Source organism: Shewanella sp. DAU305 (assembly GCF_026802235.1).
Classification (GTDB): domain Bacteria; phylum Pseudomonadota; class Gammaproteobacteria; order Enterobacterales; family Shewanellaceae; genus Shewanella; species Shewanella baltica.
Map to the genome: position 1 here is coordinate 680,038 of NZ_CP113808.1, position 22,918 is coordinate 702,955.

The 22,918-nt window shown below is 47.5% G+C and carries 22 protein-coding genes; 17 read left to right on the top strand and 5 right to left on the bottom strand.

Annotation, left to right across the window (positions count from 1 at the left end):
• Positions 1-100: 100 nt before the first annotated feature.
• From OX890_RS02910 to hslR, 4 genes are all read right to left on the bottom strand, one after another.
• On the bottom strand, positions 101-1,351 hold the full coding sequence (locus OX890_RS02910) for a dicarboxylate/amino acid:cation symporter (RefSeq protein WP_006084923.1): 1,251 nt from the start codon (positions 1,349-1,351) through the stop codon (positions 101-103).
• A gap of 579 nt (positions 1,352-1,930) precedes the next feature.
• On the bottom strand, positions 1,931-3,472 hold the full coding sequence (locus OX890_RS02915) for a phosphoenolpyruvate carboxykinase (protein WP_268650081.1): 1,542 nt from the start codon (positions 3,470-3,472) through the stop codon (positions 1,931-1,933).
• 211 nt (positions 3,473-3,683) lie between these two features.
• Positions 3,684-4,544, bottom strand: a complete 861-nt coding sequence (gene hslO / locus OX890_RS02920) for an Hsp33 family molecular chaperone HslO (protein ID WP_106648507.1) — start codon at positions 4,542-4,544, stop codon at positions 3,684-3,686.
• Positions 4,545-4,558: 14 nt separating this feature from the next.
• Positions 4,559-4,957 (bottom strand): ribosome-associated heat shock protein Hsp15, encoded by a 399-nt coding sequence (gene hslR, locus OX890_RS02925; RefSeq protein WP_006083650.1) that lies wholly within the window; start codon positions 4,955-4,957, stop codon positions 4,559-4,561.
• A 253-nt stretch (positions 4,958-5,210) separates the two neighbouring features.
• Between hslR and gspC the strand changes: the two genes are divergently transcribed.
• From gspC to OX890_RS02985, 12 genes are all read left to right on the top strand, one after another.
• A complete protein-coding gene (gene gspC / locus OX890_RS02930; RefSeq protein WP_268650082.1) occupies positions 5,211-6,140 on the top strand; it encodes a type II secretion system protein GspC in 930 nt (309 codons plus the stop codon).
• Positions 6,141-6,164: 24 nt separating this feature from the next.
• Positions 6,165-8,279 (top strand): type II secretion system secretin GspD, encoded by a 2,115-nt coding sequence (gene gspD / locus OX890_RS02935; RefSeq protein WP_268650083.1) that lies wholly within the window; start codon positions 6,165-6,167, stop codon positions 8,277-8,279.
• Complete coding sequence (gene gspE / locus OX890_RS02940) at positions 8,272-9,837, top strand: type II secretion system ATPase GspE (protein ID WP_268650084.1); 1,566 nt, start codon at positions 8,272-8,274, stop codon at positions 9,835-9,837. The genes gspD and gspE overlap by 8 nt, the downstream gene beginning before the upstream one ends.
• Positions 9,838-9,840: 3 nt before the next feature.
• Positions 9,841-11,064 (top strand): type II secretion system inner membrane protein GspF, encoded by a 1,224-nt coding sequence (gene gspF / locus OX890_RS02945; protein WP_006084929.1) that lies wholly within the window; start codon positions 9,841-9,843, stop codon positions 11,062-11,064.
• Between the two features lie 62 nt (positions 11,065-11,126).
• Positions 11,127-11,561, top strand: a complete 435-nt coding sequence (gene gspG, locus OX890_RS02950) for a type II secretion system major pseudopilin GspG (protein WP_006083645.1) — start codon at positions 11,127-11,129, stop codon at positions 11,559-11,561.
• A 1-nt stretch (position 11,562) separates the two neighbouring features.
• Positions 11,563-12,138, top strand: a complete 576-nt coding sequence (gene gspH / locus OX890_RS02955; RefSeq protein ID WP_011848173.1) for a type II secretion system minor pseudopilin GspH — start codon at positions 11,563-11,565, stop codon at positions 12,136-12,138.
• Entirely contained in the window at positions 12,125-12,493 is a 369-nt protein-coding gene (gspI, locus tag OX890_RS02960; protein ID WP_259561355.1) for a type II secretion system minor pseudopilin GspI, read from the top strand. The genes gspH and gspI overlap by 14 nt, the downstream gene beginning before the upstream one ends.
• Positions 12,474-13,241, top strand: coding sequence for a type II secretion system minor pseudopilin GspJ (gene gspJ / locus OX890_RS02965; protein WP_268650085.1), 768 nt, complete (start codon positions 12,474-12,476; stop codon positions 13,239-13,241). The genes gspI and gspJ overlap by 20 nt, the downstream gene beginning before the upstream one ends.
• On the top strand, positions 13,238-14,236 hold the full coding sequence (gspK, locus tag OX890_RS02970) for a type II secretion system minor pseudopilin GspK (protein ID WP_006084934.1): 999 nt from the start codon (positions 13,238-13,240) through the stop codon (positions 14,234-14,236). Before gspJ ends, gspK begins: the two co-directional genes overlap by 4 nt.
• 137 nt (positions 14,237-14,373) lie before the next feature.
• On the top strand, positions 14,374-15,561 hold the full coding sequence (gspL, locus tag OX890_RS02975) for a type II secretion system protein GspL (protein WP_011848171.1): 1,188 nt from the start codon (positions 14,374-14,376) through the stop codon (positions 15,559-15,561).
• Position 15,562: 1 nt separating this feature from the next.
• A complete protein-coding gene (locus OX890_RS02980) occupies positions 15,563-16,039 on the top strand; it encodes a type II secretion system protein M (protein WP_268650086.1) in 477 nt (158 codons plus the stop codon).
• Between the two features lie 14 nt (positions 16,040-16,053).
• Positions 16,054-16,815, top strand: coding sequence for a type II secretion system protein N (locus OX890_RS02985; RefSeq protein WP_011848170.1), 762 nt, complete (start codon positions 16,054-16,056; stop codon positions 16,813-16,815).
• A 77-nt stretch (positions 16,816-16,892) separates the two neighbouring features.
• On the opposite strand, the gene yrfG is transcribed toward OX890_RS02985, so the two are convergent.
• Complete coding sequence (gene yrfG / locus OX890_RS02990; RefSeq protein WP_126490927.1) at positions 16,893-17,555, bottom strand: GMP/IMP nucleotidase; 663 nt, start codon at positions 17,553-17,555, stop codon at positions 16,893-16,895.
• Positions 17,556-17,722: 167 nt separating this feature from the next.
• On the opposite strand from yrfG, the gene OX890_RS02995 reads away from it, so the two are divergent.
• The 5 genes from OX890_RS02995 to OX890_RS03015 all read left to right on the top strand — a co-directional run bounded on the left by OX890_RS02995 (position 17,723) and on the right by OX890_RS03015 (position 22,833).
• Positions 17,723-18,322, top strand: a complete 600-nt coding sequence (locus OX890_RS02995; protein WP_126490928.1) for an aspartyl/asparaginyl beta-hydroxylase domain-containing protein — start codon at positions 17,723-17,725, stop codon at positions 18,320-18,322.
• Positions 18,300-20,345 carry a phytanoyl-CoA dioxygenase family protein gene (locus OX890_RS03000; protein ID WP_126490929.1) on the top strand — a complete coding sequence of 682 codons (2,046 nt, stop codon included), beginning with the start codon at positions 18,300-18,302 and terminating at the stop codon, positions 20,343-20,345. Before OX890_RS02995 ends, OX890_RS03000 begins: the two co-directional genes overlap by 23 nt.
• Positions 20,345-21,505 (top strand): sulfotransferase domain-containing protein, encoded by a 1,161-nt coding sequence (locus OX890_RS03005; RefSeq protein ID WP_126490930.1) that lies wholly within the window; start codon positions 20,345-20,347, stop codon positions 21,503-21,505. Before OX890_RS03000 ends, OX890_RS03005 begins: the two co-directional genes overlap by 1 nt.
• Entirely contained in the window at positions 21,502-21,990 is a 489-nt protein-coding gene (locus tag OX890_RS03010; RefSeq protein WP_126490931.1) for a GNAT family N-acetyltransferase, read from the top strand. The genes OX890_RS03005 and OX890_RS03010 overlap by 4 nt, the downstream gene beginning before the upstream one ends.
• 243 nt (positions 21,991-22,233) lie before the next feature.
• Complete coding sequence (locus tag OX890_RS03015) at positions 22,234-22,833, top strand: phage tail protein (RefSeq protein ID WP_126490932.1); 600 nt, start codon at positions 22,234-22,236, stop codon at positions 22,831-22,833.
• The last annotated feature ends 85 nt before the right edge of the window (positions 22,834-22,918 follow it).

Genomic DNA, 22,918 nt, shown 5'->3' on the forward strand with positions numbered 1-22,918 from the left:
GTAGAAGCGGGAGTGTTATGCCGTGCAGCAGGCATAAAAAAGGCTTGAATAAGGGTTGCCTATTCAAGCCGGTATTTGAAGCGTTGAGTGACTGTATTTGCTAGCTTAAGCTGTGCTCGCTATCCGCTTTAACTTCAACTTCTGTGTACTTATCCATGATCAAGGCACAAGCCGCATCGCCAGTGATATTAAGTGCGGTGCGGATCATGTCAAACACTCTGTCTAAGGCAAATAGCAAAGGTAAGCCATCGATAGGAATGCCAGCCGCTAACAGCACAGCTACCACTAAGAAAGACGGACCGGGCACACCCGCTTGACCAATTGCGCCTAAGGTTGAGGTGAAGATAATGGCCGCATAGGCCGTCATCGACAGGTCGACGTTATACATTTGGGCGAAGAACATGGCCACTAAACCATAATAAATCGCGTTGCCGCTCATATTGATCGTAGCGCCTAACGGCAGCACGAAGGCTGTGGTTGCTTTAGAGACTTTAAGATCTTCCTCGCAGGTTTCCATATTCACCGGCAGCGTCGCCATTGACGAGGCGGTCGATAACGCCATCACCTGTGGTTTCTTCATTGCCGAAATAAACTGGCGCGCCGACACTCTTGAAAAGAGCTGCACCACCAATGGGAAGAAGATAAAACCGTAGATCAGAATCGCGGCCACAAACACGGCGAATAACTTAAATACCACTTCTAACGCATCGAAACCGAAGGTGCCCACGGAATCGGCCATCAAACCAAATACACCAATAGGCGCAATGATCATCACGCAGTTGATCATCCACACAAAGGCGTCGACGACAGTGTTGAGTGCGGCCAAAATAGGCTTAGCGCCATCGCCTTTAACCTTAGTCAGCGCGATACCGAAAAAGATACTAAAGACTAAGATTTGTAAGATGTTACCGCCGTTCAGCGATTCGAACACATTGGTTGGGATCATACCGATAAAGGTATCCATGACCCCAGGCAATGCGCCGTGTTCCTTAGTTACTTCCATCAAATCTGAGCTGCTGTGGGCAGTGAAATCCACACCCGCGCCCGGTTGAAACAGATTACCCATCACCAACGCCAGTGCCACGGCGATGCCAGATGTCACGATAAAGAAGCCGAAAGTGCCGATGCCAATCTTACCCGCCGATGGGCTATCGCCTAAGCTCGCGGCACCGCTGATGATAGAAACTAACACTAGTGGGATCACTAGCATTTTGATTAAATGGATAAAAATGGTTCCGAGTGGTGCAAACACGCTTGCACTCTCGCCCATGATAAAACCGACTAGCGCGCCGATAATCATGGCAATAACCACTTGCACACCAATATTGCCTAATAAACTCTTGCTCTTCATTCTTGCGAAACTCCCCAGTTGCCGCAGCATTTTGTGTCATGTAGGCGATTTGAATCTAGACGCCGTAAACCTTAGTGATTAAGGCCTACTCTAGGCTAAAAGCCAATGCCCGACACTTTTTTTGTCCGGCTAAAGTACCACAATTGCATAGCAGGGGATTGTGAAACATCACCAACCTTGGTTTCAAAATAATCAAAGTCTAAATTACATAAGTGTTAAATGAGGAATGCTTAAATTTATTGGCTTAAAAATGAATAAAGTTTATTTAATGGTGCGATTTTAGCTGCCGGAATGATGAATTGTGATTTTTGGGGCTGTTGCAACATCTGCTATATAAATTTAATTCGGATGCCCACCAATATAGTTGCCGTCGCAATGATGCCGTTGGGAGATATTAAGCGTCCATCCATCTTTAATGAGGGAGTCGCTGAGCTTTAAATGGTCGTGCAGCATTGACTCAGTGGGATCTTAATAGCATCAAGACTAAGTATTTGCCTTTGGCACGACGATAAAAAGCGCCGACTCATTGCTGGGTCGGCGCTTTTTTACAAGTAAGGCTATAGCTTAATGCTTAAGCGCTTATGCCTTTGGACCAGCGTTGCGGATAGCGTCAGACACTTGATACTTAGCGAAGTTTTTAGTGAAAGCTTCGGCTAGCTTCTGGGCATATTCGGCGTATAGCGCTTTATCGCCCCAAGTGTTGATTGGGTTGAGTAAGTTGCTGTCTACGCCTGTGACTGCCACAGGAACGGCGAGGTTCAAGGTGTCTAAGTGGACGGTTTCAACATCTTTCAACTCACCGCTGACAATCGCATCGACGATGGCGCGAGTGGTGGGGATGTCAAAACGTTTACCCACACCGTGTGGACCGCCAGTCCAACCGGTGTTGACTAAGTACACTTGGCTACCGAATGACTCAATGCGCTTCATCAACAGTTCAGCGTACACGCCAGCAGGGCGTGGGAAGAAAGGTGCACCGAAGCAGGTTGAGAAGGTCGATTGGATCGCTGAGGTTGAGCCGATTTCAGTCGAACCCACTTTAGCGGTGTAGCCAGACAAGAAGTGGTATGCCGCTTGTTCTTTGGTCAGGATAGAAACCGGTGGTAATACGCCAGACACGTCGCAAGTTAAGAACACAACCGCATGTGGCTCGGCGCCGCAGTTGTCTTCTTTACGTTGGGCGATGTGCTCCAGCGGATACGCCGCGCGGGTGTTTTCCGTCAGGCTGCTGTCTTTGTAGTTGGGTACGCGGTGTTCGTCCATTACGACGTTTTCAAGTACAGTGCCGAAACGAATCGCATCCCAAATAACTGGTTCATTCTTTTGGCTTAAGTCAATACATTTGGCGTAGCAACCGCCTTCAATATTGAATACGCCGCCAGGTGCCCAGCCGTGTTCATCGTCACCGATCAGGAAGCGTTTTGGATCGGCAGATAGTGTGGTTTTACCTGTGCCAGATAAACCGAAAAACAGCGTAGTGTCGCCATCTTTACCTACGTTGGCCGAGCAGTGCATAGGTAGCACGCCTTGGGCTGGCAGTAGGAAGTTCTGCACTGAGAACATAGACTTTTTCATTTCGCCAGCGTATTTCAGGCCCGCGAGCAGCACTTTACGTTCGGCGAAGTTTAAAATCACGGTCGCATCTGAGTTAGTGCCATCACGCGCTGGATCGCAAACAAAGTCAGGGGCATTGATGATCTGCCACACAGGTTTGTCTTTACGATTAAATTCTTCAGGAATGATAAATAGATTGCGGGCGAACAGTTGGTGCCAAGCGTATTGCGTGGTCACACGTACTGGCTGGTAATGCTCTGTATCGGCACCGACTTCGAGGTCAGAGACAAACAGTTCTTTATCGGCTAGGTAAGCTTCAACCCGTGCCCATAAACCTTCAAAAGCACCTGGATCGAAAGCTTGATTGACTGGGCCCCATTCGATGTCTGCTTCTGAACTGGGTTCTCTTACGATAAAACGATCGCCGGGTGAGCGACCACTGCGAGCGCCTGTTTTAGCGACTAATGCGCCATTGGCTGTCAATTCACCTTCGCCGCGTAGCAGGGCAAATTCGACAAGTTGTGCTGTTGAGGGGTTAAAGTGAACGCGGTTTAATCCATCCGCCATAGTGAGGTCTCCATTTGATTTGTAAGGTTATTTTTGTTATCGATCGTCTGCCGATTTTGTTTTATTTATCACCTAAGTCGTGCTAGGTAACAAAGTGAGGCGATTGTAGCCTAAGCCGAGTGCAATGTGTGAGGGGATTGTGGGTATGAATAAAAAATGGGCGCCGAATCGGGCGCCCATATTGTTTAGCTTTGATGAACCGGTTAAGTGATTATTGCTGAGTCGCGGATGACTGACCGTTCGCAAATAATGCCGCTACGTCTATGGCATCAAAGGTGTATTTTGCGTGGCAATATTCGCAGCCCATTTCAATCTTGCCGTCTTCGGCGAGAATGGCTTCGATTTCTGCTTGATCTAAGGTTTTGATTGCGCCGGCACTGCGTTCATGGGAACAGGTGCATTTAAAGCTCACATCGATAGGATCGAATAGACGCACTTCTTCCTGATGATAGAGGCGATGTAACACGCTTTCTGCATCAAGAGTGAATAACTCTTCGGCCTTGATGGTCGACGTTAGTTGGCTCAAGTGTTCGAAGTCGGCGTTGTGATCTTGCTGGCTTGGCAGAATTTGTAGGAACATGCCCGCCGCTTGTTTGCCGTCGGCAAATAACCAAATGCCTGTTGGTAACTGTTCAGATTGATTGAAGTATTCTTCAACACAGGCCGCAAGTGTTGGCTTGTCCAGTGCGACCACACCTTGGTAGCGCTCACCTTCATCGGGTGTTAAGGTGATGACCATATAGCCCTGACCGAACAGATCGGTAAGGCTAGCATCATCGGCAAGTTCAGCATTCCAGCGAGCCACACCGCGTAACTCTTGTAGATTGTTACCGTTGATCACTGCTAAAGAAACAGGGCCGTTGCCTTGTAACTGCACGCTGATATCGCCGCTAAATTTTAATGTCGCGGTTAATAGCGAGGTGGCCGCCATTAATTCACCCAACAGCACTTGCAGTACGGCTGGATATTCTTGGGCGCTGATCACTTGTTGATAGCTGTCTTGTAACTGCACCAGTTCACCACGCACATCGGCATTGTCGAACAAGTAGCGGTGTAAAGTATCTTGGTTCATCGTGTATCTCACTGTTAAAGGTCTTTAAAGCGCATGAGCTGACGTCGTTGCTTTTTATCTGGTTTCTGATCGGGTATCGGGTTATTGAGCATGTTGAGACGTCGTTGCTCAGCATTAATGGCCCGTTTAGCCAGACTTGTCGCGGTTTCTTCGTACAATTCTTGTGCAATCGCACCACTTTGGCGTAATTGCGATAATTTTTTTATGACGATCTCTTTATCGTCATATCCTTGGCGTATCTTAAGGACGGCGCCTATCTCGGCATTCCTACTAGATTTGGCGCGCTGGCCGTTGTAATGTACTTTGCCGCCGTTAATCATTTCTTTGGCGATGGCACGGGTTTTATAGAAACGTGCAGCCCAAAGCCACTTATCGAGTCGAATGTCTGTTTTGTCGCTTTGACCTTGAGTCATAGTGTCTCCAGCTAAAAGATCGATGAGTTCACATGCCGAGCAAGAAAATGCGTGAAGTGCATTTCTATTATGTTAAAGGGTGGCGTGCTTCACACCCTTTTGTGGCGGGCAAAGTTAGCATAATTGGCCTATTTTCGCCAATTTGAATGCTGTTAAGGGCTTGTTGCCAAATGCAGCCTAGGTTAGCATGAGGCGGTTATTGCCTAATTATTATAATCAGAACAGAGACCTGTATCGAGGGTCCACATAAAATATGGATTTATTAGATAAAGTTATCGCAAAAGCCATTGGCATGCCCCATAAACCCCTAAGCCGGATCGTCTTCTGGTTGGGCTTTATTGTGATCATGTTGTTAGCTGCGCAAATTACATGGAAATTAGTGCCTACTCACTCATCTGCCAGTGCTTGGTCCCCAACGCCCGTAAGCGTGAATGGCAAAGGTGCCGGTCAGGTTGATCTCGCAGGTCTGCAGCAGCTTGGACTCTTTGGTAAGGCGGATGCGACATCTGATAAACCTAAAGTCGAAGCAGTCGAGACTGTGACAGACGCACCTAAGACCACACTCTCAATTCAGCTGACTGGGGTTGTCGCATCGACAGCGGACCAGAAAGGCCTCGCAATTATTGAGTCAAACGGCAGCCAAGATACTTATAGCCTCGGCGATAAGATCAAGGGCACATCTGCATCACTCAAAGAAGTCTATGCCGACCGTATCATTATCACTAACGCTGGCCGTTACGAGACCTTAATGCTCGATGGCTTAGTCTATACCAGCCAAAGCCCAGCCAATCAGCAGTTACAACAAGCTAAGAGTAATAAGGCTGGCTCGGCAGTGAGCCGTGTTGATCAACGTAACAATGCCGATATTTCCCAAGAACTCGCCGAATCCCGCACCGAATTGTTAGCCGACCCGAGCAAGATCACCGATTACATTGCCATTTCACCCGTGAGACAAGGTGATTCTGTGGCGGGTTATCGTTTGAATCCAGGGAAAGACGCCAATTTGTTTAAGCAGGCGGGTTTTAAAGCCAATGATTTAGCCAAATCGATTAATGGATACGACTTGACCGTAATGAGTCAGGCGTTAGAAATGATGAGCCAATTACCCGAGTTAACCGAAGTTTCTATTATGGTTGAGCGGGAAGGACAATTGGTTGAAATCATGTTTAGTTTGCCGCAATAACACGCGTTAGAGGAAAGAAAAAGAATGAATAACAAAAGGATTCGACGCAAGCTGATTGCTGGGGTTGTTGCGGGTGCAGCCATGTTCTCCTCCCAATTCGCTTGGTCTGAACAGTATGCGGCCAACTTTAAAGGCACGGATATTCAAGAATTTATCAATATCGTTGGTAAGAACCTGAATAAGACCATCATAGTTGACCCGACAATTCGCGGCAAAATCAACGTTCGCAGTTATGATCTGTTGAACGATGAACAGTATTACCAGTTTTTCCTCAACGTCTTACAAGTTTACGGTTATGCCATCGTTGAGATGGAAAATAACGTTATTAAAGTCATTAAAGACAAAGATGCCAAAACCGCTGCAATTCGAGTCGCTAACGATAACGACCCCGGCCTTGGTGATGAAATGGTGACGCGTATCGTGGCCTTGTATAATACTGAGGCTAAGCAATTAGCGCCGTTATTGCGCCAACTTAATGATAATGCGGGTGGCGGCAACGTAGTGAACTACGACCCCTCCAATGTCTTGATGTTGTCTGGCCGTGCTGCTGTCGTGAACAAGTTAGTCGAAATTATCCGTCGAGTAGATAAGCAAGGCGATACCTCGGTGCAAGTCGTGCCGTTAGAATTTGCCTCCGCGGGTGAAATGGTACGAATCATAGATACCCTTTATCGTGCTACTGCTAACCAATCCCAATTGCCAGGACAAGCACCAAAAGTGGTTGCTGACGAACGTATCAATGCCGTGGTCGTGAGCGGTGATGAGAAGAGCCGCCAACGTGTGGTCGAGCTTATCCGTCGTCTCGATGCCGAACAAGCCAGCACAGGTAACACAAAAGTTCGTTATCTACGTTATGCCAAAGCAGAAGATTTAGTTGAAGTGCTGACCGGTTTTGCCCAAAAGTTGGAAGGCGAGAAAGATCCGAGCGCTCAGGCTGCAGGTGGTAAACGCCGTAATGAAATTAATATCATGGCGCATACTGAAACCAACGCCTTAGTGATCAGTGCTGAACCCGATCAGATGCGCACTATCGAGAGCGTGATTAATCAACTCGACATCCGCCGTGCTCAGGTACTCGTAGAAGCCATTATCGTGGAAGTCGCCGAAGGCGATAGCGTCGGCTTTGGGGTCCAATGGGCCGCGAAAGCGGGTGGTGGTACTCAGTTTAATAACTTAGGCCCAACCATAGGTGAAATTGGTGCAGGTGTATGGCAGGCGCAAGATCAAGAAGGGACATTCATCACTAACCCAAATACAGGTGACGTGATTGGCAAAAACCCAGATACTAAAGGTGATGTTACTTTACTTGCTCAAGCCTTAGGTAAAGTGAACGGTATGGCTTGGGGCGTGGCCATGGGCGACTTTGGTGCCTTAATTCAAGCAGTGTCGAGTGACACTAACTCAAACGTACTGGCAACGCCTTCGATTACCACCTTAGATAACCAAGAGGCCTCGTTTATTGTGGGTGACGAAGTGCCTATTCTGACAGGTTCTACCGCCAGCTCGAGCAATAGCAACCCATTCCAAACTGTTGAGCGTAAAGAGGTTGGGGTTAAACTGAAAGTGGTGCCACAGATCAACGAAGGCAATGCGGTTAAGCTGACGATTGAGCAGGAAGTATCAGGAGTTAACGGTAATACAGGTGTGGATATTTCCTTTGCGACACGCCGTTTAACCACTACCGTTATGGCTGATTCAGGGCAAATTGTGGTTCTGGGGGGCTTGATCAACGAAGAAGTGCAAGAAAGTGTGCAAAAAGTGCCTTTCTTGGGTGACATTCCTATTTTGGGACATTTATTCAAATCTTCTTCGAGCAAAAAGACCAAGAAAAACCTGATGATCTTCATCAAACCAACCATTATCCGTGATGGCATCACAATGGAAGGGATTGCTGGGCGTAAATATAACTATTTCAGAGCATTACAACTTGAGCAGCAAGAGCGTGGCGTTAACTTAATGCCAAATACAAAAGTGCCTGTGTTGGAAGAATGGAATCAATCAGAGTATTTGCCGCCAGAAGTTAACGCGATTTTAGAGCGTTACAAAGAAGGCAAAGGTTTAGATGCCCAGATGCGCCAAACGGATCCGACTTTAAAGTCACTGGAAGAAAACAAGAATAAAGATAAAACCAATGAGTGAAATACAATTATCCCAAGTCGATGACCTCAGCCAAGTCTCCAATGAGCTAGGTCTGGAAGCTGAAGGTGATGAGGTGTTTCGTTCGAGCAGTAAAGAGCGCTTACCTTTTGCCTTCGCCCATCGCCACGATGTGGTGCTCGCGCCGGGTGAAACGGGCGAGTTGAGCTTGTTTTATACCAGCAAAACACCGTTAACGGCCATGCTCGAAGCGCGGCGTTATTCGGGTGTTGATTTGCCTTTGGTTAAGCTCGAAGTCGCTAAGTTTGAGGCCAAACTCACTCAAGCGTATCAGGCTAACTCGTCTGAAGCGCAGCAGTTGATGGAAGATATCGGCAACGAGATGGATTTATTCACCCTTGCCGAAGAGCTGCCGCAGACCGAAGACTTGCTCGAAGGTGATGATGACGCGCCTATCATCAAACTGATTAATGCCTTGTTATCTGAAGCGATTAAAGAAGAAGCGTCGGATATCCACATCGAAACCTACGAGAAACAGCTCGTAGTGCGTTTCCGTATCGATGGTGTGCTCAAGGAAGTCCTCAAGCCAAACCGTAAGCTGTCGTCGCTATTAGTGTCGCGGATTAAGGTGATGGCGCGCCTCGATATCGCTGAAAAACGTGTGCCACAGGATGGCCGTATTTCGCTGCGTATTGCAGGTCGTGCGGTGGATGTGCGGGTATCGACCATGCCATCGAGCCATGGTGAGCGCGTCGTGCTGCGTCTGCTGGATAAAAATACCGGTAACCTCGATTTAGAACAATTGGGGATGACTGATGGTATTAGGGTTAAGTTTGAAGATCTTATCCGTCGCCCCCACGGCATTATTCTGGTCACTGGCCCAACGGGTTCAGGTAAAAGTACCACCTTGTATGCGGGTCTGACTGAGATCAACTCAAAAGACACCAACATACTTACCGTGGAAGACCCAATCGAATACGAGCTAGACGGTATCGGTCAAACCCAAGTTAACACTAAGGCTGACATGACCTTCGCCCGTGGTCTGCGCGCAATTTTGCGTCAAGATCCCGATGTGGTGATGATAGGTGAAATCCGTGACCTCGAAACCGCGCAAATTGCGGTGCAAGCATCACTGACTGGTCACATGGTGATTTCAACCCTGCATACCAACACGGCCTCTGGCGCAATTACGCGTTTGCAAGACATGGGCGTTGAGCCATTCCTCGTATCATCGAGTTTGCTGGGCGTGTTGGCGCAACGTTTGATCCGTACCCTTTGTCCAAAATGTAAAATCGAGCACGTGCCCGATGCGCGTGAGCGTGAGTTACTGGGCATAGCGGCCGATGACGGCAGACGTATTTTCCGTGCCAATGGCTGTAAATCCTGTGGTAACAATGGCTACCGTGGTCGAACGGGTATTCATGAGTTATTGCTGGTTGACGACAATGTCCGCGAATTGATCCATGGCGGCCGCGGTGAGTTAGCTATCGAAAAGTATATCCGTCAGTTTGTGCCGAGCATTCGTCACGATGGCATGAGCAAAGTGCTCGCGGGCATCACCACTCTCGAAGAAGTGCTACGTGTGACTCGCGAGGAGTAATTTATGCCAGCATTTGAATATAAGGCACTGGATGCCAAGGGAAAGCAGCTTAAGGGCGTAATCGAGGCGGATACCGCCAGACACGCCCGTAGCCAGTTGCGCGATCAGCGCATGATGCCCTTGGAAATTCTGCCTGTTTCCGAAAAAGAAGCCAAAGCTAAGAGCAGCAGCTTTTCGTTTTTCAAACGGGGTATCTCGGTCGCTGAATTAGCCTTGATCACCCGTCAAATCGCGACCTTAGTGGCCGCGGGTTTACCGATTGAAGAATCCCTTAAAGCCGTTGGTCAGCAATGCGAGAAAGATCGCCTTGCGAGTATGATCATGGCGGTACGTTCGCGGGTGGTTGAAGGTTACAGTCTGGCCGATTCCTTGGCCGAATTTCCGCACATTTTCGATGACTTATATCGTGCCATGGTGGCCTCGGGTGAAAAATCCGGTCACTTAGAAGTGGTGCTTAATCGTCTGGCGGATTACACAGAGCGACGTCAACAGCTTAAATCTAAACTGACTCAAGCCATGATTTATCCTGCAGTACTGACCACAGTGGCGATTGGAGTGATTTCCATCCTGCTGGCAGCGGTTGTACCTAAAGTGGTCGGGCAGTTTGAACACATGGGCGCCGAGTTACCGGCTTCGACACGCTTCTTGATTTCGGCCTCTGACTTTGTACAAAACTACGGTGTGTTTGTCGTTATCGCCCTAGTGATGCTATTCGCACTCTTTCGCCGCATGTTAAAGTCGCCTGCGTTTCGAATGAAGTACGACAATTTTCTATTGAGCATGCCGGTTGTGGGCCGCGTGAGTAAGGGCTTGAATACGGCGCGTTTTGCACGGACCTTAAGTATCTTATCCGCAAGCTCTGTGCCTTTGCTCGACGGTATGCGTATCGCCAGTGAAGTATTGCAGAATGTGCGTGTGCGGGCTGCAGTGGATGATGCGACTGCGCGGGTGCGTGAAGGAACTAGCTTAGGTGCGGCATTGACTAATACTAAGTTGTTTCCGGCAATGATGTTATACATGATTGCCTCGGGCGAAAAGAGTGGTCAGCTTGAGCAAATGTTAGAACGCGCCGCCGATAACCAAGACAGGGAATTCGAGGGCAACGTCAACATAGCACTGGGGGTGTTTGAGCCTATGCTGGTGGTGAGTATGGCGTGTGTGGTGCTGTTTATCGTGATGGCGATTCTGCAGCCAATCTTAGCCTTGAATAACTTGATTAGCGGTTAATTTTTGAATTTATGGATTATGACCAAGTCGATTGGCATAGGTTTTTTTAGGAGAAGTAGTCGATGCAAATGAACAAGAAACATCAAGGTTTTACCTTACTCGAAGTGATGGTTGTTATTGTTATTTTAGGGATTTTAGCCTCTATGGTGGTGCCTAACTTAATGGGTAACAAAGATAAAGCTGACCAACAAAAAGCGGTATCTGACATAGTCGCACTCGAAAATGCCTTAGACATGTACAAGTTAGATAACGGCATCTACCCGACGACCGAGCAAGGTCTAGAAGCCTTAGTGCAAAAGCCAACGATTTCGCCTGAGCCACGTAACTACCGTGAAGATGGTTATGTAAAACGTCTGCCAGAAGATCCATGGCGCAATAAGTACTTGCTGTTAAGCCCTGGCGAAAACGGCAAGCTAGATATATTCACAGCAGGCCCAGATGGTCAACCAGGTACCGAAGATGACATCGGTAACTGGAATTTACAGAATTTCCAATAAGATGCTAAAGCTGCGCCACGCTGGTTTCACCTTAATGGAGGTGATGCTAGTGATCTTGTTGATGGGACTCACGGCAGCGGCTGTGACTATGTCTATCGGCAATTCGGGCCCACAACAGGCCCTAGATAGAACGGCGCGGCAGTTTATCGCTGCCACTGAAATGGTGCTCGATGAGACCGTTTTGAGTGGCCAATTTATTGGGATTGTGATTGAGAAAACCAGTTATCAGTTTGTTTTTTATAAAGACGGTAAGTGGGAGCCTTTGGATAAAGACAGGCTCTTGTCTGAAAAGCAGATGGAGCCGGGTGTCGTGATGAACTTAGTGCTCGATGGTTTGCCCTTGGTACAAGACGATGAAGAAGACGATTCTTGGTTTGAAGAACCACTAATTGAGCCCTCTGCCGATGACAAGAAGAAACATCCTGAGCCACAGGTCATGCTATTCCCGAGCGGCGAGATGAGCGCTTTTGAGCTGACGTTTATCGCCAAAACTGACAAAGGTCAGCAGGCCGAAGCGTTAGTGGTCGGCGATGCGCTGGGCAGATTAACTATAGGGCGCCCCGATGAAACGCGCTAAGGGCATGACGTTACTCGAAGTGATTGTGGCCCTTGCCGTGTTTTCGATTGCGGCCGTGTCGATCACTAAAAGTTTGGGCGAGCAGATGGCCAACATGCCGATTCTGGAATCGCGCACTTTGGCACAGTGGGTGGCCGACAATCAGATGGTCGATGCCAGACTCGAGCCGCAGTTTCCTGAAGTGGGTAAAAAAGAAGGCCAAGTCGAACTTGCAGGAAAGGATTGGTATTGGCGTAAGGAAGTGGTGAAAACCACGGACGATAATTTTCGTATGATCCGCATAAGCGTGAGTGAAGACGAACGATATCAGCGTATTGCAGCACAAGTGAGCAGTTATGTCCTTAAAACTGACTAGTGTGCAGCGGGGATTTACCCTGCTAGAAATGCTGATCGCCATCGCGATTTTCGCCATGATAGGTTTGGCTTCTAATGCCGTGCTCAGCACTGTGCTGACTAACGATGAAGTGACGCGCACTTTCTCTACTCGGCTTAAAGCCCTGCAGCAAGGCTTTGGTGCGATTGAGCGTGATCTCGCCCAAATGGTGGCGCGTACACCCAGATTACTCGAAGGGGGTCGAGGTTCGACCATCTTCCAAACGGGCAATGATATCTTAGACTCGGAATCAGAAGCCTTAGTGTTTTACCGTTTAGGTTGGTTAAATCCCGACGGTTTATTACCGCGGGGCAGCTTACAGTCTGTGGCGTATGTGGTGCACGAAGGGCGACTGGAGCGTTGGTATTTTCCTTATCCTGAGCCTGAATTTGGTGCCGAGCCGATTAAGACAGTGGTCATAGATAAAGTATTGTCGGTGGAATATTCCTTCTTTATGGATGACAAATGGGAGCGCAAAGTCGAGGCGACTAAGTTGCCTAAAGCGATCGCCATGGAAATTGAGATTGAAGGCTTAGGCAAGATCCAACGTAAGTTCTTGCTGCCGCTAGGTGCTGCCGTACCAGACAAGTCCAAGGATGAAGACAATAAAGACGAAAATCCAGACGATGCTAACAAAGATAAAAACGGCTCAGGTAACGGCAATGGAACCGGTGACCCAGATTCTGGCGGTTCCGGAGACGGCGATCCAGACGCAGAGGGCCGCGAATGAGAACCCAATCTCGGTCTAAACAGCGCGGCGTTGCACTGATCGTCGTGCTCTTGATTGTGGCTATGGTGGTGATCATCGCGACAAACATCACTGGCCGTAATCAGTTATCTATGCGCCGAACCTTAAACTTGGCCCAGTACGATCAAGCTTATTGGTATGCGATTTCCGCCGAAGAATTGGCGAAGAAGATTTTAAAACAAGATTTAGATGACTCTGAAGGTCGAGTCCACAGGCAACAATATTGGGCCATGGCCGATGTGGTGTTTCCAGCTGAATACGGTGAAATTGCGGGCAAGATCACCGATATGCGTGCCTGTTTCAACTTAAATGCCTTGTCCGCGACCACGAAAGAGGTGGAAAACGGTCAACCTAAGCTGCCCTTGGCGGCGAAGCAATATAAGGCTTTATTGGTGAGTTTAGGGATGGACGACTTTAGTGCGGATCGCCTGACTCAGACCTTAAAGGATTATATCGACGAAGACATGACGGCCAGCCCCTACGGCGCCGAAGATGCTGAATATGAATCGCGTAATGTGCCTTACCGTGCGGCCAATACGCTGATGAATCATCGCAGTGAGTTACGCGCTGTGATGGGATACACCCAAGATATCTATCTGAAACTCTTGCCCTATGTTTGTGTGATCCCAGGCAATGATAGGCAATTGCTTAACGTGAATACTGTGGAAGTTGAGCAAGCGGCGCTGTTAGCTGGCATGCTCGATAATCAGATTTCGGTCGGCGAAGCAGAAAGTATCATCAACCAACGCCCCGGCGATGGTTTTGACAAAATCGAAGATTTTTATGAAAGCTCATCTATGGGCTCGATCAAGTGGGAAGGTGCCATGAAGTCGAGTTTTGTCATCGATAGCCAATATTTTCTGTTGGCCTCGGGGGCGAAAGTCGATAACGCCGTATTTAGAATGGAAAGCGTGCTCAAAAAGGGCGGCGGCAACAAAATGGAAGTGCTCACCCGTCAGTTTGGTGGACAAAAATAATGGCAGTGCTCACCCGGCAGGGCTTGATGTTGGTGGCCAGAAGTAATGGAAGTGCTCACCCGGCAGAATCTGGTGGACAAAAATAATAGCAACGAGCTCAGTCACGCTTTCTTGACTGGGACTGGTGGAGAAAAACTGTGAGTGAACGGCTATTTATTCGCTTAGGCAGAACAGCAGAGCAAGCATGCTCTTGGCTCGTTTGGTCTGAGCAAGAACAGGAAATTATCGCCTCTGGCGAGCTCGCCAATGCCCAAGGTTTGTCGACCTTAACTGAGCGTGCGGGTAATCGTCCCGTCGATGTGTTAGTGCCCGCCGCGGCAATGACACTCACTAGCGTGCATTTGCCCGAAAAAGGGCAACGCCAAGCCTTGAAAGCCTTGCCCTTTATGCTCGAAGAAGCCTTAGCCGAGGACGTCGATGCCATGCATTTTACCGTCGGCCCGCGTGATGGCGATGCCTTAAGCGTGGTCGCCGTGGCCCATGAGCAAATGCAGACTTGGCTGAGTTGTTTGACCGAGGCGGGTTTAAAAGTGAAGCGCATCGTACCCGACTGCTTAGCCTTGCCACTGCAAGAGTGCCAATGGGCGGCAATGAATTTTGGTAATGAACTATTACTGCGTACCGGATTAGCCACGGGCCAGAGTTTACCTTTGCCTTGGTTACCGATTGCGCTGGAACAACTTAGGCCCGCACAGGGCGAAGTGTCTGTCGCCAGTTATACCGACATGCAACTCGAAGGTGTTGAGCTTAAGCCACAATCACTCGAGCTGCCTATGTTAGTGTTAGCCCGCGGTATTTTGCATGCGCCAGTGAACTTACTGGGCGGCGTTTACACGCCTAAGCGCGAATACAGCAAGCAGTTGATGATGTGGAAGAGTGCTGCCATCGTTATCGCCATCGCGTGCGTGCTGGCCTTGGTGAATAAAGGGCTGACCATACATCAAGTCAATGGTCAGATTGCCGATCTTAAAGCCCAGAGCGAATCCATTTATCAGCAGCTGGTGCCCGGAAATTCGCGCATTGTTAACCTGCGTTCGCAGATGGAAAGTCAATTACGCGCATTGCAAGGACAGGGCAGTGGCGCCGAGTTTTTTGCCATGCTCGATGGTTTGCAGGATGCCTTTAAGCAAGTACCTGAACTTAAACCTAATAGCTTAAGATTCGAAAGCGCGCGTAATGAGATCCGCATGCAAGTGAGTGCGAAAAACTACGCGCAAATCGAGAAGTTTAAAGAGATCGTTGGACGTCGTTTCCAACTCGACGGCGGCACTATGAACAGCGGTGAAGATCAAGTCACCAGTACCTTAACCTTGAGGAGCAAATAAGATGGATAATTTGCGGACTTGGTGGCAAGGGCTCGCATCGCGCGAGCAGCAGTTAGTCGGTTTTGGTTCGGTATTCTTAGTCATAGGTATTTTTTATTGGGGTGTTTGGACGCCAATCGCCACTGCCGAGGCCGATGCATTACGTAACCTTACTGCACAGCAACAGACGTTGAACTATGTAAAACAAACGGCGAATAAAATTGCGGGTTTGAAGCAGAACGGTGCTAAACCGACTATGTCGGGCAGTTTAAGCTCTGTGGTTAACCAAACTGCGGGCAGTTATGGGTTAGTGATTACTCGTATGCAGCCCCAAGGCGATAAGATCCAAGTGTGGATGGACGATGTTCCTTTTGATGCCTTGTTAGGTTATTTGAGTGAGTTAGTGCAGAAAAAAGGACTTTCACTCGAAAGTGTTGATTTGACAGAGGCCGATGCCCCTGGCTATGTCAAAGTTAGACGTATCCAACTGTCGCAATAAATTAAGGTGTAGCTGTGAGTTTGATAAAAAAAGTCATCATAGGCGTACTGATTTATTTAGTATTTTTAGTCGTTCTATTTCCCGCTAAGATTGCGATAGCGTTAGCGCCATTACCTGCAAATATCAGTGTTTCGGGTGTGAGCGGCAGTATTTGGTCTGGCAGCATAGAAACCTTAAGTATGCCGCAACGCCAGTTAGAACAAGTGCGTTGGGATCTCAGCCCTTGGGCCTTGTTGTTAGGTAAAGTGAAAGTTGATTTTCAAGTGGGCAGCCGTGCAACGCCGGTTAGCGCTAAAGGATTAATCTCTTGGTCCATGGGCGGCTTAAGTGCGCAGGGTTTACGTTTCGAAGCGCCAGATAGCTTTTTACTCGGCAATGCAAAACTGCCCTTTAAAACCGAAATATCCGGTGAAGTTAGCCTATTAGTCGAGACGTTAGAGCAAGGTAAACCTTGGTGCGAGCAGTTGTCTGGTAAGCTGTTTTTGAATCAAACCAATGTTAAAAATCAGTTTGGCAACTATCCACTAGGCAATATTGAACTTGGCCTGAGTTGCGTTGATGGCAAAGCGCAATTAGCCACAGATGAAGCCAAAAACCAGCTCGGCATCGTCGGCACTTTGCAGTTAGACGAAGGCAATATGGTCAAAGTAGCAGCTAAGATTAAAGAAACGGCTGAGCAACCAGAAGATATGCGTAAGTCACTGGGTATGCTAGGTAAACGCGGCAGCGACGGTTATTTCCCTGTGGTATATCAGGGTCGTATTCCTGGGTTATAGTGCTGTTTCAGCGCGCGATGATAGATCTGCATTATGATGAAAACGAAGGCACCTTAGGTGCCTTTTTTATTGTCTTTTTATCGTGTTAGATCATTGAGTAGCGAGTGATAGTCGGTAATCGCGGGGAAATCTTGAAAGACTTTGACTGGCTTTTTACTGTCTGGGTTAGCAATCCCCAATTGATGGCCTACGCCGGCAAGTTTAGCGGCCTTGAGTATGGGTTCGCTATCATCGATAAAGAGACAGCGGCTTGGTTCAAGGTTGAATTGTTTAAACAAGGTGAGCCAAAATTGTGGGTGTTCCTTAGGGTAACCTGTCTCGTGGCTGGAAATCATGGCATCGAGCCCTGTTGCTAGTTCGGTATGTTCAAGCTTTAGGGCGAGACTCTTAGGATGGGCATTGGTCACCAAAATCCGCTGTTTACCCGCAGCGGCTAAGGCCGCCAAAAACGGCATACTGTCTTGGCGCAGCTGAATGCGATCGACCAAAGTGCGATGCAAACCCATAATGTCGAGTTGTAGCTGCTCCTGCCAATAATCGAGGCAGTACCAATCGAGTGTGCCGACGACTTTCTCATAGGCATTTACGACTAACTGCTGCGCTTCGTCGCTGCTCAGCCCCCGTTGTTTGCTTAATTCCTGCGGCACTAAATTCAGCCAAAAATGATTATCGAAGTGCAAATCCAATAGCGTGCCGTCCATGTCGAGCAGAACCGTATCGATAGTCTTCCAGTTAAACATTAGGTATTTCCTATTCTTTGCATGATGAACAACGCCTGCGATTGACGTATGGGCAGGGTAATTCTCAGTGGTCGCTATGATGATTATTCCCGTAACTTGTATGCTTACATCTTTGTGCTAGTCTTGGATGACTAATTATTTTTAGTCTGAAAATTAAGCGGTTGGATATGGATATCTGTTCTTTTGCCCTATTAGCTCAAGTTCCAAACTCCCTTAGTTTACAGCAAGAGCTGAATGCTTTGCTGCTGCAAGACTGGCTACCCCACGTAAATCAGCGTGATTATCGTCAAGGGGATCAGGGCGGTTGGGATGTGTTGCCTTTGCGCTGCGCCGCTGAGTATCAAACAGCACATCCTATCTTGCAAGCCTTCTCAATCTCTACACCGGATCACTGGCAAGATCTGCCTAGTCTCGAATCGAGCCCTGCATTATGCCGTTTTCTGCAATCCCTAGCCTGCCCAGTGAAATCCGTGCGTTTGATGCGCTTACATGCGGGGGCTGAAATCAAACCCCATAGAGATCAAGGACTCTGCCTAGAGCAAGGTGAGGCCAGACTGCATTTGCCACTGCAAACGAATGAACAACTCAATTTTTACGTGGACGATAAACGTGTACCTATGCAGGCTGGCGATCTTTGGTATATCAATGCCGACCAAGTCCATTGGGTTGAAAATAAAGGGCAGAATGCGCGGATCAACTTAGTGATTGATTGCGAAGTGAATACTTGGTTAAGGGAGTTAATCAATGCTGCAAAGTTCAGAGCGTGAATTAGAACAGAGTTTGGATGTCGTCGCATTAACTCAGTTTGCTAACGCGCTATTGTTGTCAACCTCGGCAGGGGAGTCTAAACGGTTAATCGATCCCATGCTGAAGCAGTTATGCCAAATAACCGCGGTGGAATTGCACCCTGAGTATTTTTTGGATACTGAGGCGAGTATTACGCCTTTTGGTAAAGCTGTATCGCTCACTACTGCGGCGCAGTGTGCTGAAGATCCTGAGCGTGGGCGAGTGTTTATTCAGGGCATTTATCTGGCCATACAGGATAAGTTGGCGCTAAATCCGCAACGGCCAATACAGATTTTGTATGCGGGTACAGGACCTTTTGCCTGGTTGTTATTACCATTACTGCCGCTGTTTTCTGCGAGTCAGATTCAAGTCACCTTGCTCGACATTCACCCTGCCTCGTTAGATAAAGTCACCAAGCTTATTGAACACTTTGACTTAGCCGATCGTGTGCTGGAGTTTGTTTGTGCTGATGCCACAGTTTGGCAACCAGAAGCTGCAGTAAAGTTCGATATGATAGTCTCTGAAACCATGAAGCATCTGCTGCAACAGGAGCCTCAAGTCCAGATATTCAGCCACTTACAGGCGTATCTTGCGGATGGCGGCGTGCTGATTCCGCAAAACATTGAGCTAGACGCTTGGCTTGAGTGTCGTACTGTGCAGGATTTTGTGGAGACGCATTATTTAGGGCCTTTGTTTGCACTCAACCTGCAAACTGCGCGCTTACTTGCCGATGGAGATCGTAGCTTCTTGGCTGGTACTTTACTGCTCCCCGATTTCAGCCCGAGTGCGGTAACGCTTAAGTTCACGACTTTCATTCAAGTCTATGGTCATTCCAAGCTGAGCGAAAACCAATCTCAACTCACCTTACCTCGATATCGACGCGAGCATTGGCTTAAGCCGCTCTCATGCCTTGCTTTTCGATATGAGCAGGGCGCTCATCCCGATTTTGTTTTTGATGTTATAGAGCAAAAACCAGTGCTGGTGTCGAGTGACGATCTGAGCTGCTTAGGCATTTATCATTTACAGCGGCTTTGGCAAAAGATACAGCTACGTAAGCGGGGAGTGCCATTCACTGAACGGGTAAATGAATGGCACTTAGATAAAACCTTGCTGGATCTTTGTGGAATAGGGCTAGAGCCGGGTCTAAGAGCTTTATACCAACACGATCATCAGTCAGCTTTTGTCGCTTTTATTCAGCAAATAGCCAAGCTGACAGCCGCGGATATTGCTGGGATTAATCAGCAATTAAGCGCTATTTCCCATGGATTAACGTCATCGGTCACAATGCCAGAAGTCGATGATTTAAATTCAATAGAGGTTGAAGACTCAAATCCGGCTGCATTACTCAGCGAGTCACAACTCAATTTTTGGCGTAGTGAAGGCTACTTAGTGATCCCGCATGTGCTTACGGCAGAGCAATGCGCCGCAACTCGAGATTTTATTTGGCAGCAGTTAGGGGCAAATGAACAAGATCCCGCCACTTGGTATCAAGCTCATGAGTTTATGCAGAAAATAATGCTACAACTGTTTCGCCATCCGCAACTGGACGCGAATCGACAAGTCCCCAAAATCCGTCAAGTGTTTGAACAGTTGTGGCAGCGAACGGATTTAGTCATGACAACCGACAGAGTCAGCTTTAATCCACCTGAAACGCCCACTTGGCGTTTTCCCGGGCCAAATATGCACTGGGATATGCCACTGCAGCAACCCGTTGAGTTTGGCACTCAAGGGTTAATTTACTTAACCGATACCAGTGTTGACCAAGGCGCATTTTGTTGTGTCCCAGGATTTCATCTCAAGATAGAAGAATGGCTCCGTAGCTCAAACAAGCCCGATATCGAGCTGCAGCAACAGGATTGGAGCAAGTGGCCTGCTAAATCCATAGCTGCAAATGCAGGTGATTTAATCATTTGGCACCATGCCTTGCCCCATGGTGCGAGTCCGAATCGAGCCAAGTTACCACGCATGGTGCAATACATTAACTTTTATCCTATGGCTTGCTAATGGTTGATTTTAAAGAGCGGGAGCAACGCTATTGGCAATTGTTACATCAACCAGAGTCATTATTTTTACTGCATCGAGCGAATGATGTGGAGCATTTTATCGCGCTGATGGCTGATTTTCTTGCTTGGCCTGAGCTTAGTTTGGAACACATGCTCGCATTCATTGCTTTGCAGCAAGAAACCTTTATTCCAGATTTAGATCGTTTCAGCCAAGCCTGGTTCCCTTGTCGTTATCACTCACAACATAAAACGGTGAGTTGGGTTCCGGCATTTCATAGGTTATCTAAACCCTTCTTAGAGGACGATATCAGTGATGCTCGTCGTTGTTTACTCGCCAGTTTTATCCAACCTAAAACCTTGCTCGAACCCCTATTATCCCAACGGGAAAGTTTGCCTATCGTAAATCCAAGTTTGATGATTTTTCACTGGTCCCGTTGTGGTTCTACGCTAGTGTCGAGCAGTTTTGCCCTGCTCGAAACTTGCCGAGTGCTCTCTGAATCTATGCTCTGCAGCGATGTTATGCATGATGACCATTGGCCTTTGGCACTAAAACCTCAGCTCGTCGATTTATGCTTAAGACTACAGGGGCGATTGAGGCTGGGCGAGCGTGAGTTAGTGATCAAGTGGAATGCATGGGATCTGGCTTGCTGGCCGATGTTGCTCGAACTTTACCCTAAGAGTCGAGTGTTATGCTTGATACGCAATCCTAAGAATATTATTGCGTCTCATCAACGAGTTGTTGGAAGACATATGGCTGGAGGGCAAAGTTTACTTACAACTGAACTGCATACTCAACAGATGGAAAATACGGATACTGAGCCTAGCTTAGATGAATTTCGTACCACCGTTTTACAGTATTTAGCGCAATTATCTGTCGCTTTACTTCAATCTTCTCGAGTTATTCTACTGGATTATCATCAATTAAAAGATTTTAAACCCACAACATTCTCTACCATCTTAGGATGGCCACTATCTGAAGGTGAGATTGAGCGCTGGCAACACCATTGGCGTTTTGATGCGAAGCAGCAAGGGCAACTATTTATACCTGTTGTGTCAAATGAGCCCGTCCCAATCCGTGAATGTCAAAGCCCATCGTGGCAGCAATTATTAATCACCTATAACCAACTTCTGCAGCGTTTATATTGGGATAAAAAGGCATGATGCGAGGTGAGTTAAATCTACCAATAGGCTTGAGTGTTAAAGCTGCTAATACAAATGACGACCCATTTATGGCACAGCTTTTTTATTCTACAAAAACGCTTTTTTATGAACTTGGTTTACCCAGTGAAGTCGTTGAAATCATGCTGGAGCAACAATACCGACTGCAGCAAGCCTCTTATCGGGAACAATATCCAAATGCCAACACTTATATCTTGTTTTATCACCAGCAAGCCGTAGGAAAAGTGATGCTCGATATCAGTGAGTATAGGATTCATCTTGTTGATTTTATTATCATATCAAGTATGCGGGGACGCGGTTTTGGTTCGGCCATTTTAGCGGCCATTAAGCAAGAAGCGATGAAACGCCATTTACCTATCGGTTTATCTGTGGAGAGTGAAAATACTCAAGCTAAAAAGCTTTATCTACAGCATGGGTTTAAGCCCGAAAGTTACTCTGGCGCCTATGAATCTATGCTACGGCGTTAAGTGGAGAGTGATAATTTACACTGATTTATTTTTGTACAATTGTGTTTATTGATTTTTAATGTATGTTTAATTGTAATCAATTTGTTTTGTTTTTGATTTAGGTTATCTAGATAGTCCTCTCATCGTGTGATGTGGATGATGTTGTAATCAGCAAAAGGAACTCGCTGTCGATTAAATGTCGTGAGTAATCATTTCGTTGAAAAACGTTAAATAGACAAAATCGTGATTTTAAGGAGAAAAACAATGTCAGATCCATTTATCGGTCAAATTTCCATGTTCGCTGGTAATTTCGCTCCCCGTGGTTGGGCCTTTTGTAATGGGCAATTATTGTCCGTCTCGCAAAACTCTGCGCTTTTTGCAATTCTAGGCACCACCTATGGTGGCAATGGCCAAACGACTTTTGCACTGCCTAACCTACAAGGGCGTGTGCCTGTGCATCAAGGCCAAAGCCCTAGCATGAGTCAATATAACCTAGGACAAACGGGTGGGACTGAAAATGTGACATTGACTGCCAATGAATTACCCGCGCATATTCATTCCGTAGCACTAAATGGAACAGGAAATACGAGCGTTGCATTGGGAGCTTCCTCCGCTAACGGTAATACCGCTACTCCAGGGCCAACCACGGTACCCGCCAAAGTGGTTAGTGGGCTAACTGCTCTTAATGCTTTTAGCACTACTGCACCAGACACCACACTGTCGCCTGCGACTGCCACCACAACGGTTAACGTAAATGGAAATACTGGTATTGCCGGTAATAATATGCCAGTGCATATCGTACAACCTTACCAAGTTGTGAATTTCATTATTGCTCTTGAGGGCCTTTTCCCTTCTCGTAATTAAATCTGAAACAATATGGTTTAAATCTGTAAGTGCAAATGCGCGCAAGGATTGCGCTACTTGTATTGAAAATAAGCTAATTTAGGGG